General features: G+C 53.9%; 11 protein-coding genes, 1 CRISPR repeat array and 1 riboswitch (1 of these 13 cut by a window edge). Of the genes, 9 read left to right on the top strand and 2 right to left on the bottom strand.

Annotated elements, in window-relative coordinates:
• A CRISPR array of direct repeats spans positions 1–4,156; the repeat unit is 28 nt; unit sequence CTGAACCGCCGCATAGGCGGCTTAGAAA (it extends 197 nt beyond the left edge of the window).
• A gap of 290 nt (positions 4,157–4,446) precedes the next feature.
• The gene (locus V8L73_RS11535) at positions 4,447–4,932 is read left to right on the top strand and encodes a glycine zipper 2TM domain-containing protein (protein ID WP_347253042.1); all 486 of its coding nucleotides are present in this window, start codon (positions 4,447–4,449) and stop codon (positions 4,930–4,932) included.
• Positions 4,933–4,993: 61 nt separating this feature from the next.
• Here V8L73_RS11535 and yvcK read toward each other — a convergent pair whose 3' ends face one another.
• Positions 4,994–5,905, bottom strand: coding sequence for a uridine diphosphate-N-acetylglucosamine-binding protein YvcK (yvcK, locus tag V8L73_RS11530; RefSeq protein ID WP_347253041.1), 912 nt, complete (start codon positions 5,903–5,905; stop codon positions 4,994–4,996).
• Between the two features lie 257 nt (positions 5,906–6,162).
• Positions 6,163–6,297, top strand: a riboswitch (molybdenum cofactor riboswitch).
• Here yvcK and moaA point away from each other — a divergent pair.
• From moaA to moaE, 5 genes are all read left to right on the top strand, one after another.
• Entirely contained in the window at positions 6,286–7,269 is a 984-nt protein-coding gene (gene moaA, locus V8L73_RS11525; RefSeq protein WP_027272886.1) for a GTP 3',8-cyclase MoaA, read from the top strand. It overlaps the preceding riboswitch by 12 nt.
• Positions 7,270–7,331: 62 nt before the next feature.
• Entirely contained in the window at positions 7,332–7,847 is a 516-nt protein-coding gene (moaB, locus tag V8L73_RS11520) for a molybdenum cofactor biosynthesis protein B (protein WP_027272887.1), read from the top strand.
• 14 nt (positions 7,848–7,861) lie between these two features.
• Positions 7,862–8,344 carry a cyclic pyranopterin monophosphate synthase MoaC gene (gene moaC, locus V8L73_RS11515; protein WP_347253040.1) on the top strand — a complete coding sequence of 161 codons (483 nt, stop codon included), beginning with the start codon at positions 7,862–7,864 and terminating at the stop codon, positions 8,342–8,344.
• Positions 8,345–8,358: 14 nt separating this feature from the next.
• Entirely contained in the window at positions 8,359–8,604 is a 246-nt protein-coding gene (gene moaD, locus V8L73_RS11510) for a molybdopterin synthase sulfur carrier subunit (RefSeq protein WP_027272889.1), read from the top strand.
• Between the two features lies 1 nt (position 8,605).
• A complete protein-coding gene (moaE, locus tag V8L73_RS11505) occupies positions 8,606–9,064 on the top strand; it encodes a molybdopterin synthase catalytic subunit MoaE (RefSeq protein WP_347253039.1) in 459 nt (152 codons plus the stop codon).
• Between the two features lie 103 nt (positions 9,065–9,167).
• On the opposite strand, the gene V8L73_RS11500 is transcribed toward moaE, so the two are convergent.
• Positions 9,168–10,262 (bottom strand): endonuclease/exonuclease/phosphatase family protein, encoded by a 1,095-nt coding sequence (locus V8L73_RS11500; protein WP_347253038.1) that lies wholly within the window; start codon positions 10,260–10,262, stop codon positions 9,168–9,170.
• Positions 10,263–10,708: 446 nt separating this feature from the next.
• Between V8L73_RS11500 and V8L73_RS11495 the strand changes: the two genes are divergently transcribed.
• The 3 genes from V8L73_RS11495 to rhlE all read left to right on the top strand — a co-directional run bounded on the left by V8L73_RS11495 (position 10,709) and on the right by rhlE (position 13,696).
• A complete protein-coding gene (locus V8L73_RS11495) occupies positions 10,709–11,293 on the top strand; it encodes a flavodoxin family protein (protein ID WP_027272892.1) in 585 nt (194 codons plus the stop codon).
• A 128-nt stretch (positions 11,294–11,421) separates the two neighbouring features.
• Complete coding sequence (locus V8L73_RS11490) at positions 11,422–12,123, top strand: Bax inhibitor-1/YccA family protein (protein ID WP_347253037.1); 702 nt, start codon at positions 11,422–11,424, stop codon at positions 12,121–12,123.
• A gap of 241 nt (positions 12,124–12,364) precedes the next feature.
• Entirely contained in the window at positions 12,365–13,696 is a 1,332-nt protein-coding gene (gene rhlE, locus V8L73_RS11485) for an ATP-dependent RNA helicase RhlE (protein ID WP_261830779.1), read from the top strand.
• Positions 13,697–13,773: the final 77 nt, after the last annotated feature.

Here is a 13,773-nt window from a genome sequence, read left to right as displayed (position 1 = left end):
CGGCTTAGAAAACATATTGAGCTGGTCAGTGAAATAACTTTGTCTGAACCGCCGCATAGGCGGCTTAGAAACTCTGACGCTCTTCCAAGCCCAGCTTTCGAATACTGAACCGCCGCATAGGCGGCTTAGAAATAATACTCATTGGTCATTCCTCATCTTGTATTCTGAACCGCCGCATAGGCGGCTTAGAAAAAGAGTAATGCACATTTTGAAGAGAAACCAAACTGAACCGCCGCATAGGCGGCTTAGAAAAGTGATCCCCTGTTGGGTTTTGATCGGTTGTTCTGAACCGCCGCATAGGCGGCTTAGAAATTTGTTCAATTTCCGGCCAGTTACAGATATTTCTGAACCGCCGCATAGGCGGCTTAGAAACTCCAAAGGCTTATTGCCTTGTTGATATGCCTCTGAACCGCCGCATAGGCGGCTTAGAAATGATACATGAAACCTGTATTCATCCTCAGCTTCTGAACCGCCGCATAGGCGGCTTAGAAAACGGAAAACGCGATTATACTTATATTTTCATCCTGAACCGCCGCATAGGCGGCTTAGAAATTTCGTATTTATTTCTGGGTTAAATATTTTTCCTGAACCGCCGCATAGGCGGCTTAGAAAGTGGCAGGCTGCAACCTCGCCTTCGTGCTCATCTGAACCGCCGCATAGGCGGCTTAGAAATGAAAAAGCCTGTTGCTATGTTTGATACTGAGCTGAACCGCCGCATAGGCGGCTTAGAAAGATGACGGTTTTCAGTACGAAAAGAAACAGCGCTGAACCGCCGCATAGGCGGCTTAGAAATGTAACCCGTCGCTGACGATGCCGAACTGTCACTGAACCGCCGCATAGGCGGCTTAGAAATCCGAAACTGATTGATGTTTTCACCGGCCCCGCTGAACCGCCGCATAGGCGGCTTAGAAATGTTAATCGAAATGGTTAAGCATCGCGAAAATCTGAACCGCCGCATAGGCGGCTTAGAAACCGAATCCGACCAGATAGATTCCTATCCGATCGCTGAACCGCCGCATAGGCGGCTTAGAAAACCGTCCGGTGGCTGTTAATCGATTACTTTTTCTGAACCGCCGCATAGGCGGCTTAGAAATGAGACATGATGAGCGAACCCGCGAGGCAGACCTGAACCGCCGCATAGGCGGCTTAGAAATGTAACCCGTCGCTGACGATGCCGAACTGTCACTGAACCGCCGCATAGGCGGCTTAGAAAAGGCCAGGAATTGAAAGAGCGGCCTTTACTGATCTGAACCGCCGCATAGGCGGCTTAGAAAGATTAAACTCGGCGATATACGCTTCTTTGAACCTGAACCGCCGCATAGGCGGCTTAGAAAATGAAATTTTTCCGCAGCTAACACATACTTTTCTGAACCGCCGCATAGGCGGCTTAGAAAACGGCGAAATGATGGAAATTCATTGTGACGATCTGAACCGCCGCATAGGCGGCTTAGAAAAAGCATTAGACTGGCTGAAGCCTTGGCTCAGACTGAACCGCCGCATAGGCGGCTTAGAAAAGCTTGCGCCATTCAGCAACACTCCATAAGCTCTGAACCGCCGCATAGGCGGCTTAGAAAAGTAAGATTACATTGAGAATCAAGGTCAACCACTGAACCGCCGCATAGGCGGCTTAGAAAAGAGGAATTCGATAAGCGTTTCATCATCGCCCCTGAACCGCCGCATAGGCGGCTTAGAAAAATGCTCCTGGCTAACGCTTTTTGTGATAATCCTGAACCGCCGCATAGGCGGCTTAGAAATGAACGTTTCCGCTTTGCTGATGCAGCTAATTCTGAACCGCCGCATAGGCGGCTTAGAAAATGCCTTGTTATCGCGTATATGCAGTAGAATCCTGAACCGCCGCATAGGCGGCTTAGAAACGAGCAATTCGAGGTTCTTCACCTTGTCAGGCCTGAACCGCCGCATAGGCGGCTTAGAAAAGCGTGATACTCAGATGGTATTCAACCCACAACTGAACCGCCGCATAGGCGGCTTAGAAATGGAGAAAATAATGACGGTAAATGCAGGAAGTCTGAACCGCCGCATAGGCGGCTTAGAAAAGCACCGACGCAGCAGCGATGCGCGCCGAAGCCTGAACCGCCGCATAGGCGGCTTAGAAACGTTGAATCAAGCGCCTCCGCTACCGACTGATCTGAACCGCCGCATAGGCGGCTTAGAAAAGCACGGCGGAGGGGAAAGCTTCGATTTCAGCCTGAACCGCCGCATAGGCGGCTTAGAAAAAAATGCCTAGTGATGCTCAGGTATGAATGAACTGAACCGCCGCATAGGCGGCTTAGAAATTGCATGACAAGAAAATCGTCATAGCTCACGCCTGAACCGCCGCATAGGCGGCTTAGAAAATATCACGAAATCCGCAGCTTATCAGCCAGGCCTGAACCGCCGCATAGGCGGCTTAGAAATTCTGCAATGTCGGTTTGCCACCGTTTGCCAACTGAACCGCCGCATAGGCGGCTTAGAAATGGAGCAGAACGCAAGCCACGGCCTAAACATTCTGAACCGCCGCATAGGCGGCTTAGAAACAACCCCGACGATGGTATGCCATCGGCATAACCTGAACCGCCGCATAGGCGGCTTAGAAATCCAGGGAAGCACTAAATCATATAGTGCATAACTGAACCGCCGCATAGGCGGCTTAGAAATGTAGCCGCATTGGGTTGCTTCACGGATACGGCTGAACCGCCGCATAGGCGGCTTAGAAATTGTGGAAATCCTCGAATTGCTCAAACTCTCCCTGAACCGCCGCATAGGCGGCTTAGAAATATCGCGCAGCGTGGGTTGAATCTTCATAACTCTGAACCGCCGCATAGGCGGCTTAGAAAACGTAAGATAAGGTCAGTTGGCCGCGCTCATCCTGAACCGCCGCATAGGCGGCTTAGAAAATACAACATAGAGAGATACGATATGAGTGAACCTGAACCGCCGCATAGGCGGCTTAGAAAATCAATAAACTTTGCACGATAGAATTGAGAGGCTGAACCGCCGCATAGGCGGCTTAGAAATTGGATATATTCATCGTTGAAAGAGATATCATCTGAACCGCCGCATAGGCGGCTTAGAAAAAAAATAAAACATCATCAGGAATAAATGAACGCTGAACCGCCGCATAGGCGGCTTAGAAAAGTCGAGGTATGATTTTGCTGATTCAAAACGGCTGAACCGCCGCATAGGCGGCTTAGAAATATTGAAATGAAAGAAATGTATGAAAAGGCAGCTGAACCGCCGCATAGGCGGCTTAGAAAAGCGCGCCCCCGTTGCTAGTGCTATTTTTACGCTGAACCGCCGCATAGGCGGCTTAGAAATTTTTGCCGTCCTTCACGGCTTCGGGAAGAGCCTGAACCGCCGCATAGGCGGCTTAGAAAATCGCCAGAGAAGTGGTCAGCGGTCGTATCAACTGAACCGCCGCATAGGCGGCTTAGAAAAGATGCACCCTTTCAACATCAATAAAACCAGTCTGAACCGCCGCATAGGCGGCTTAGAAAGTAACGTTGAATCGGCGTTATTCGCCCTTCTCCTGAACCGCCGCATAGGCGGCTTAGAAAGACAACGCCGGTTAACAGGTCGTCAATCGGATCTGAACCGCCGCATAGGCGGCTTAGAAAGACGCGATCAATGACCGGCCAAATTCGCTAAGACTGAACCGCCGCATAGGCGGCTTAGAAAAGGGTATCGCCCGAATTTAACTGCCTCAGCGCCTGAACCGCCGCATAGGCGGCTTAGAAATATTCCCCATTCTGTTACGCGTCTCATGTAGACTGAACCGCCGCATAGGCGGCTTAGAAATCCAGCGCAGCAATCATGCTGATCAGCTCTTCCTGAACCGCCGCATAGGCGGCTTAGAAACAGGATGGAGTAGAGCGCTACAATATACTAGGGCTGAACCGCCGCATAGGCGGCTTAGAAAATGTTGGGGTCGTCGTCAATGGTGCTTACGTTCTGAACCGCCGCATAGGCGGCTTAGAAATGAAGACGCGCCGGTTGATGACAAAGGCCGCACTGAACCGCCGCATAGGCGGCTTAGAAATATTTGGTGGTTGTTGCCGTGGGCTAATTGGTCTGAACCGCCGCATAGGCGGCTTAGAAAAAAATGCAGGGCGCCGCCGCCGCCGCTAAAGACTGAACCGCCGCATAGGCGGCTTAGAAATTTGAGATTGGCGTTATGCCGGAATGAGAAAAGTGAACCGCCGCATAGGCGGCCCAAGACAATCAAACCGATTAAACACCCTTTACCGCTTAAACGTAACCAATACATCAATTCCTAATGTCATCAGTGGATTTTTTATCCATCTTGTTTTGCATTTGGCCCCTATTCTTGGTGCATGGCGGGCTGTTTGAGCTACACAGTGCGGACTATACTTATTCTATTCACACCCAATTCGTGTCATGGTTAACGTTTGTTTATGGAATAGATGTCTTGCATCTGGAGGGAGAGCAATGATGAGATCGCCACGATTTTTACGTTCCTCTTTAGCCGTCGGCCTTGTTTTATCCATGGCGGGATGCGCTTCTAATATTTCTTCTGATTCCTATAAAGAAGGGCAGGTCGGGCAGGCGAGTCGGACGCTGGCCGGCGTGATTGTCAGCTCGCGGGTTGTCGACGTCGAGGGCAACAGCAGCGTAGGCGGGCTGGTGGGCTCAGCCGCGGGCGGCGTTGCTGGTTCCGCCATTGGCGGCGGTTTCAGGGCTAACGCGCTGGGGGCCATCGGCGGCGCTTTGCTTGGCGGCATGCTCGGCTCTTCGGTGGAAAAAGGCGCGTCCAAGCAGCAGGCGATTGAGTATGTAATCCAGACCGACAGCAACGGGCTTATCACCGTCGCGCAGGGCACGGATCAACCACTGGCCGTTGGGCAGCGCGTGCTGGTGATTGAGGGGAAACAGGCTAGAGTGATTGCCGATACGCGGCCTGACGCGCAGAAATAATCGATGACCTGTCTTCATAGGCGGCTTTTACCGTTTGGAAAAGCCGCTTTTTATTTCGTTTTTAGTCGCCAAACTTTTCCAGCATACGCTCCAGCGCGTTGCGCAGCATATCGCGATCGTGGCGATAGGGGATGTCTTCCGCCTCCAGCGACTGCTGGACGATCGCCTTATCGGTGATATCCATAGTTGGAGTATGCGGCCCGACGATGATGCCGTCTATTTTTCGCCCGCCGAGCGTTTGTTCGATAAAGCTCATCTTCTGCTTGAGGTTGAGCGACGCAGCGGCCGGGCTTAGCTCTTTCGCCAGATTGCCGATGTAGACGATTTTTGCCTTGCTGTGACGCAGCGCATCGGCCAAATCGGCCAACAGCAAGGGGGGAAGCAGGCTGGTCATAAAGCTGCCTGGGCCAATCAGGATAAGCTCGGCTTTGCTAACGGCGATGATGGCTTCCAGAGTCGCGCTCACCGCTGGCTCAAGCCACAGCCTTTCCGGCATTTGGTGAAGGCCATCAACGCTGACCTCGCCGTAGACCACGTTGCCTTCGACGTCCTTGGCCGCCAGATCGACCGGGTGCTCCGACATGGGAATGATGTAGGCGTCGACCTTGAGCAGATTGCGGATAAGATTAATGGCGTCCAGAGGTCTGACGCTCAGGTTGTCCAGCGCTTTGAGCATCAGATTGCCCAGGTTATGCCCGGCCAGTTCGCCGCTGCCCGAGAAGCGATATTCAAACATGGCGGATGCGATGCTCGGTTCGGTAATGAGCTGATTAAGGCAGTTGCGCGTATCGCCCCAGGCGATGCCGCCTTCAGACTTTCGGATCCGTCCGGTAGAACCGCCGTTATCGGTTGTCGTCACGATGCCGGTAAGTCTGGAGCCTAGAGATGAAAGCGCCGACATAACGCGGCCAAGGCCGTGTCCTCCGCCAAGGGAGACAACGTGCTCCAGAGAGCCTAACGTGCGGTTACGCATAAGATTCCTTTTAAAAGCCCGGTTTCGCGGCATAAGTTACCCGATTTTTTCAAAAAAGGCGAAATCTCCGTTGCGTTGCTTGATGTTTATCAAGCTTGACCTGCGTCAATCACTTGGCGGAGGATTTTCAGTATGGTTCTCACAATTGGTAAAGAATAAACGTTATATAAATTATTGCATAACGATAATTTGTTCTGGAAAAGGGCTATTTTAGCCGTTAGTATTAGTGAAATAGGCGGCAACCGTCCGCTTATAAACAAGAAATGAAACTCTGAGCTGCTCCGACCTAAGTCGACTCGATATGGTGCTGCAGCCGTGGCTTTAAGTCACCAGGGTGTAAGGTAGAAATGCCTGCGCCTCCCGAATTGGAAAGGTGTTTTATGCTATCTCAACTGACCGATGCTTTCGATCGCAAGTTCTATTATCTGCGGCTGTCGATTACCGACGTCTGCAACTTCCGCTGTACGTACTGCCTGCCCGACGGCTATAAGCCTCATGACAACACGCGCTTCCTGTCTTTGGACGAGATTCGACGCGTCGGCCGTGCGTTCGCCGAACTCGGTACGGATAAAATCCGGCTAACCGGCGGCGAACCCACCCTGCGCCGCGACTTTGTCGACGTGATTGCCGCGCTGCGCGACAACCCGGCTATCCGCCAGCTTGCGGTAACGACCAACGGCTACCGCATGGCCAGAGACGTGGAAAGCTGGAAAGCGGCGGGGCTGACCTCCATCAACGTCAGCGTCGACAGTCTGGATGCGCGTCAGTTTCACGCCATCACCGGCCAAGACAAGTTCCGCCAGGTGATGGACGGCATCGACGCCGGCTTTGCCGCCGGCTTCAAGAAGATCAAAGTCAACACCGTGCTGATGCGCGACGTTAACGACGCCTCGCTGTCAACCTTCCTTGAGTGGATCCGCATACGGCCGATCCAGCTGCGCTTTATTGAGCTGATGGAAACGGGTGAGGGCTCATCGCTCTTTCGCCAGCATCACGTTTCCGGTGAAGTCATTCGTCGTCAACTGCTGGCCAGCGGCTGGCAGCAGGCGGAACGCAGCCATAGCGACGGCCCGGCGCAGGTGTTTACCCATCCCGACTACCAGGGAGAAATCGGCCTCATCATGCCTTATGAGAAAGATTTCTGCCTGAGCTGCAATCGCCTTCGCGTCTCCGCCGTCGGCAACCTTCACCTTTGCCTGTTTGGCGAGCAGGGCATTTCGTTGCGCGATCTGCTGGCCGACGACGCTCAGCTGGACGATTTAAAAGATCGCATACAGGAAAAGCTGCTGATGAAAAAGCAGACCCACTTCCTGCATCAGGGCAACAGCGGCATTACGCAAAACCTGTCATTTATCGGCGGCTAAACGCCGACGGGCGGGCCGCATTCTCGGCCCGAACTGCGATACAAGAACGATAAGGAGTCTTTATGGGACACGCAGCCAGCGAATTTATTCCGGTTTCTCTTGCGGTACTGACCGTTTCCGACTCTCGTGGAGAGGCTGAGGATACCTCCGGCCACTATCTGGTTGAAGCGGCGCAGAGCGCCGGGCACAAGGTTGCCGACAAGCGCATTGTCAAAGACGATATTTACCAGATCCGCGCCGTGGTGTCGGCCTGGATTGCCGATGAGAACGTTCAGGCGGTGGTGATTACCGGCGGCACCGGCTTTACCGCGCGTGATAATACGCCAGAAGCGCTTCTGCCGCTGTTCGACCGCGAAGTGGAAGGGTTTGGCGAACTGTTTCGCATGCTCTCCTATGAAGACATCGGCACCTCGACCATCCAGTCGCGGGCCGTAGCCGGCATCGCCAATCAGACGATCGTTTTCGCCGTACCCGGTTCGACCAACGCCTGCCGCATGGCCTGGGAACGCATCATCGTTGAACAGCTGGACGCGCGCCATCGCCCCTGTAACTTCCTTCCCCATCTTCGTAAAAAATAGAGACGAACCTGCCCATGTCACAGTTAACCCACATCAACGCCGCCGGTGAAGCCCACATGGTCGACGTATCGGCGAAAACGGAAACCGTTAGAGAGGCGCGCGCTGAGGCGTTTGTCACTATGCTGCCGCAGACGCTGGCGATGATCGTTGAAGGCAGCCACCACAAAGGGGACGTCTTCGCCACCGCGCGCATCGCCGGCATTCAGGCCGCCAAGCGCACCTGGGAGCTTATTCCGCTGTGCCATCCCTTGCTTTTGAGCAAAGTGGAAGTCCAGCTGGAGGCGCAGCCGGAGCATAGCCGGGTTCGCGTTGAGTCCTGCTGCCGCCTTACGGGAAAAACCGGCGTTGAAATGGAGGCGCTGACCGCCGCATCCGTAGCGGCGCTGACCATCTACGACATGTGCAAGGCGGTACAGAAAGATATGGTTATCGGCCCCGTCAGGCTGTTGGCCAAAAGCGGCGGGAAGTCCGGCGACTTTCGCGCCGGCGACATTTAAGGAACGGATACGTCATGATTAACGTAGTTTTTTTTGCTCAGGTCAGAGAGCTGGTTGGCACCGATACGCTGTCGCTGCCTGCGGAATATGCGACGGTTGAGGCGCTGCGTCAGGCGCTCTGCCAGCGAGGCAACCGGTGGCCGCTGGCTCTGGAGCCGGGTAAGCTTTTGATGGCGGTCAATCAGACGCTGGTTACCGCCGATCATCCGCTAAAGGACGGTGACGAAGTCGCGTTCTTCCCGCCGGTCACCGGGGGTTAATATGACGGACAGCAACACCCGTATCGTTGTCGGCGTCGCGCCGTTCTCCGTCGGCGAAGAGTACCAGTGGCTGTCTCAGTGCGATGACGACGGCGCGGTGGTCACCTTTACCGGCAAAGTGCGCAATCACAATCTGGGTGACAGCGTTAGCGCGTTAACGCTGGAGCACTATCCGGGGATGACCGAGAAGTCGCTGGCGGAAATCGTTGTTGCCGCCCGTGAACGCTGGCCCTTACAGCGCGTGAGCGTAAACCACCGCGTCGGCGAGCTGTTTCCCGGCGATGAGATCGTCTTTGTCGGCGTGACCAGCGCCCACCGTGGCTCAGCGTTCGACGCCGCCGAGTTCATCATGGACTACCTGAAGACCAAAGCGCCGTTTTGGAAGCGAGAAGCGACGCAGGAAGGCGACCGCTGGGTCGAGTCTCGCGACAGCGATCGTGAAGCGGCGGAGCGCTGGTAAGGCGCCAGCGCGCTCAAATATGGCGTAAATACTCAATAGCGCGGCATAGAGGTTGTTTAAAACGAACGACCCCTATGCCGATAGCCTTCACGACGCGAGATGGTTAGTTAAGAATAAAGGTAGTCATAACGGCGGCATGATCGGACGTTCCGCCCGTTGCGCCCCCGCCGATATTACCCACACAGACAGAATTCTTAACGGACAAGCGGCTTCCCTTGTAATAAATGTAATCAATGCGTCCTGGAGCGATCATCGTAGGCTCTCGGTCGGACCACGTCCGCGGTTTGGGCGCATCGGCAGCCTGCGGTTGCCAGCTTGAGCAAGGGTGAGTCAGCGGGTTTGGATTGGCCTCTCTATAGGAGTCTTTCAGCCCCGCAGCCATAAACACTTTGGATACGGGGAAGGGGATCGCAATACCAAAATGTCCGCTTTTCCATTCTTCCGCCCAGTCCAAATGTGAGAACGAGTTACCGTCACCGGCCAGAATGAACGGCTCTTTATCCGCATTAGCTAGCAAGGAAGCGCTTTTTTCGACAATTTGTTTTGCTTGATCGGCGCGATGAGCCTCTTTGTCGAGAATTGTTTTAATCGCCTGTTTTTCATCAAGCGTGCTGTCATAGCGAAGCGTTTCTACATTTCGCCTGTCAACATACAGCTGATTGAGGTCTTGCTCTGCGCCCCAGGATGACGTCAGCCAGAAATTCGCTACCCATAATGGCGAGCCTTTTACGTCTAATTTTACTGCGCCATAGTTAAAACGATTAATTTTAGGATTATTGATGGTCGTGTCGGCACTATCAAAAATATGATAGTCGGTAATAGGATAAATAGACCAAATCGTCAGGTTGTCAGCGGAACCATTTCCCAGTCCCATTTCATACTTTCCGGGAAAACAGCTGCCTTGCTCACCGGTAAATTTATGCTGTTTATTCGCAAAACAGGACACGGTATAGCTGAATACGTTTTCCGGTTTAATATTATTTGCCTTCGCAAAGGCCGCTTTAATCGCCGATTGTCGGCTATAGGTTTCCTGGAGCGTCATAACGTTGGGCTGCATGGACTCTATGTCTCGAGTCAGATGGCTATCTTGGGAACCGTGCCAGATATTCCAGGTCAGGAATTTTATTTCTTGCGGCGCAGAAATAGCGCCTGTCGTCCACAGCATAAGCGAAACGGGAAAAAGTACTAAATATTTCATTTATTATCTCCTTGCTATTTATAAGGGGGGCGCCTTTTATCCCAGTATTTGTGATTTTCGCCGATGCGAATATGTCGATGGTGAACGATAACCCAACGTTAACGTGAAAACGTTGAGTTAAACTTTATGCCACCATTTTTGAACTCTTCCGGCAGGGGAAAAGCGTCTGGATAATCAAAAGTCGGTTTAACTCATTTGCACTATTACAATTATTAAGGGCAAAAAAAGTGAGAGTATTAACATAATCAACATGAGTGTTTAAACGTACGGTTATTCGCTTCGCTGGAAGTGCGTTAATGAAATGGCTCTATTTTGCATCAGCAACTCTCTTGATTACCTATCTTTACCTACTCAATAACACAATGACGGGAAAAATTGGTATCATCCCCTCCGCCGCTGAGCGCTGTTTAGCGGAAATTGTTTTTTATTAATAGGTTGTAGATGTAATGACCCACATAGTCATGGTTTTTCATAGCGGATATGGACATACGGCAAAGGCGGCGGACGCCGTTGCCAAAGGGATAGGGGAAGTTAACGGCGTACGGCTTGAAGCGTTTGCCATCGATGCCGAGGGCAACCTTTCCGAGCAGGGATGGGCGGCGCTGGCCGCGGCGGACGCCATTGTGTTTGGCAGCCCGACCTATATGAGCGGGCCGTCCTGGCAGTTTAAACGGTTTGCCGATGCGTCGTCCCGCCAATGGGTGGCGCAGCAGTGGAAAGACAAGCTGTTCGCCGGCTTTACCAACTCGGCCAGCATGAACGGCGACAAGCTTAGCACCCTCGACTACCTGTTCCACCTTTCTCAGGAGCACGGCGGCGTTTGGGTTGGCATGGGCATGTTGCCTTCCAATACCAAGGCGGCGACGCGAAACGACGTAAACTACGTCGCCGGCTTTTCGGGGCTGATGACGGTGTCGCCGGCGGACGCATCGGTAGAAGAAGCGCCGCTGCCGGGCGATTTGGAAACCGCGCGCCTGTTTGGGCAACGGGTTGCACAGGCGGCGCTGCGCTGGTCGGGTAGGTCGCAGTAGCGCATTAAAAAGGCTCACGGAGGGAAATTATTTCTTCTCTTCGTTGTCTTAATCTATGGTAACCTAAGTAAAGGTTCGGTGGTTTTTTATACCCTTTGTTTTGGTTCAAATTAAGAAGGACAGACTTAATGGATCCTCGTTATAACGGTACGATTACACAGCGCGCTGAGGGCGGTCTTCAGGCGTTTATGGCTCAGGTCTATGGATGGATGACCTGCGGGCTGCTGTTGACCGGCGTCACCGCATGGATGGTGCCCGGTACGGCGCTGCAGGCGTTTATCTTCTCCAGCAACATCACTTTCTACGGGCTTATCATCGTGCAGCTGGGCGTGGTGTTCTTCCTCTCCGGCATGGTGTCTCGCATTAGCGGCGCGATGGCGACGACGCTGTTTATGCTTTACTCCGTGTTGACGGGGCTGACGCTTTCCAGCGTATTTATCGTTTATACCTCCGCGTCGATCGCCAGCACGTTCTTTATTACCGCCGGCACCTTCGGCGCGATGAGCGTATACGGCTACACCACCAAGCGTGACCTAACTAAGCTGGGCAGCCTGATGGTGATGGGCCTCATCGGCATCCTGCTGGCTTCTATCGTCAACATCTTCTTGAAGAGCGCGCCGCTGTACTGGGCCATCACCTACATCGGCGTTATCGTGTTCGTTGGCCTGACCGCCTATGATACCCAGAAGCTGAAAGCGATTGGCGAATCCGCCTCTATGGACGACCGCGAGTCCTATCGTAAGAACTCCATCATGGGCGCATTGACCCTGTATCTGGACTTCATCAACCTGTTCCTGATGCTGCTGCGCATTTTGGGCGACCGTCGCTAATTTCGAGCGGTGGGCTATTCTTTAAGGGCGCGTTGATGAACGCGCCCTTATCATTTCCGGTAGGGCGCCTCTTCCCGACGCGTCTTTTCGTGACACGCCTCTCAGTTTAGTATACGCTTGCGCGTCCGGCGTACTTTCGGTCTACGCCAGCGTTATTCCCTTATTTGAATGTCTCGTCGGGGCCGTAGCAGACCTGTTGCCATATATGGTGGTCTGCCGGACGGGGCTGGAGCTTTTTTGCATGTCTTTTGATTCTCTTGGCCTAAGCGCCGATATTCTCCGCGCCGTAGAAGAGATGGGCTACCGCCAGCCTACGCCGATCCAACAGCAGGCCATTCCTGTGGTACTTTCCGGCCGCGACCTTATGGCCTGCGCCCAAACCGGCACCGGTAAAACCGCCGGATTTACGCTGCCGCTGCTGCAGCGCTTGATAACGACCTCTCCTGCCGCCAAAGGCGGTCGTCGCCCCGTCAGAGCGCTTATTTTGACGCCGACGCGCGAACTGGCTGCGCAGATAGGGGAAAACGTGAGCGACTATAGCCGCTACCTGAAAATCCGCTCTTTGGTAGTGTTCGGCGGCGTTAGCATTAACCCTCAGATGATGAAGCTTCGCGGCGGCGTTGACGTACTGGTCGCGACGCCGGGCCGCCTGTTGGACTTAGCGCATCAAAACGCGGTTGACCTCTCTCAGGTTGAGATTTTGGTGCTGGACGAAGCCGACCGCATGCTGGACATGGGCTTTATTCACGATATTCGCCGCGTGCTGGCGCGCCTGCCGGCCAAAAGGCAAAACCTGCTGTTTTCCGCGACGTTTTCCAACGACATCAGGGCGCTGGCCTCTACGCTTTTGCATAATCCGGCCTCGGTTGAGGTTGCGCCGCGCAATGCGCCGTCAGAGCTGGTGGACCAAAAAGTGCACTTTGTCGATAAGAAGCGCAAGCGCGAGCTGCTGTCGCACCTGATTGGGCAAGGGCAGTGGCGTCAGGTGCTGGTATTTACCCGCACCAAGCACGGTGCTAACCATCTGTCTGAGCAGTTGAATAAAGACGGCATCAGCGCGATGGCTATTCACGGCAACAAAAGTCAGGGGGCAAGAACGCGCGCTCTTGAAGGCTTCAAGCAGGGAAATATTCGCGTGCTGGTGGCAACCGACATCGCCGCCCGTGGATTAGACATCGAGCAGCTTCCCCACGTCGTCAACTACGAGCTGCCTAACGTGCCGGAAGACTACGTTCACCGCATCGGACGCACCGGTCGCGCGGAATGTAACGGCGAAGCGCTGTCGCTGGTCTGCGTGGATGAGCACAAGCTGCTGCGCGACATCGAGCGCCTGCTGAAGTTTGAAATTCCGCGCATGGCGCTGCCGGGCTATGAGCCCGATCCGAGCATTCAGGCTGAGCCTATCGTTAACGGTCGCCAAAACCGCGGCCAGCGCGGCGGTGGTAACGGCGGCGGTGGTCGCGCCCAGCCGTCGGCCAATCGTGCGCCGTCGGCCGAGAGAAGAGGCGAGCGTCAAGGGCAGGGGCAGCGCCGCCGCAAGCCTCAGGCGTCGCGTCGACCGTCGGAAGGTTAATTAGCCTCTTGCGGAAGGGAAGTCGTCTTCCCTGTTGAAATAAGCGTCAACGTTTAAAAGCCTGTGGTTTACATCGC

Source organism: Leminorella grimontii (assembly GCF_039789245.1).
GTDB lineage: Bacteria > Pseudomonadota > Gammaproteobacteria > Enterobacterales > Enterobacteriaceae > Leminorella > Leminorella grimontii.
This window is presented reverse-complemented; position numbering and strand designations above follow the sequence as displayed.

What these genes read in the sequence shown, in the direction of transcription:
- moaC (WP_347253040.1), top strand. Translation starts at nt 7,862, where the DNA reads ATGTCACAGTTAACCCACATCAACGCCGCCGGTGAAGCCCACATGGTC.
- rhlE (WP_261830779.1), top strand. Translation starts at nt 12,365, where the DNA reads ATGTCTTTTGATTCTCTTGGCCTAAGCGCCGATATTCTCCGCGCCGTA.
- V8L73_RS11490 (WP_347253037.1), top strand. Translation starts at nt 11,422, where the DNA reads ATGGATCCTCGTTATAACGGTACGATTACACAGCGCGCTGAGGGCGGT.
- moaA (WP_027272886.1), top strand. Translation starts at nt 6,286, where the DNA reads ATGCTATCTCAACTGACCGATGCTTTCGATCGCAAGTTCTATTATCTG.
- moaD (WP_027272889.1), top strand. Translation starts at nt 8,359, where the DNA reads ATGATTAACGTAGTTTTTTTTGCTCAGGTCAGAGAGCTGGTTGGCACC.
- V8L73_RS11535 (WP_347253042.1), top strand. Translation starts at nt 4,447, where the DNA reads ATGATGAGATCGCCACGATTTTTACGTTCCTCTTTAGCCGTCGGCCTT.
- V8L73_RS11495 (WP_027272892.1), top strand. Translation starts at nt 10,709, where the DNA reads ATGACCCACATAGTCATGGTTTTTCATAGCGGATATGGACATACGGCA.
- yvcK (WP_347253041.1), bottom strand. Translation starts at nt 5,905, where the DNA reads ATGCGTAACCGCACGTTAGGCTCTCTGGAGCACGTTGTCTCCCTTGGC.
- V8L73_RS11500 (WP_347253038.1), bottom strand. Translation starts at nt 10,262, where the DNA reads ATGAAATATTTAGTACTTTTTCCCGTTTCGCTTATGCTGTGGACGACA.
- moaE (WP_347253039.1), top strand. Translation starts at nt 8,606, where the DNA reads ATGACGGACAGCAACACCCGTATCGTTGTCGGCGTCGCGCCGTTCTCC.
- moaB (WP_027272887.1), top strand. Translation starts at nt 7,332, where the DNA reads ATGGGACACGCAGCCAGCGAATTTATTCCGGTTTCTCTTGCGGTACTG.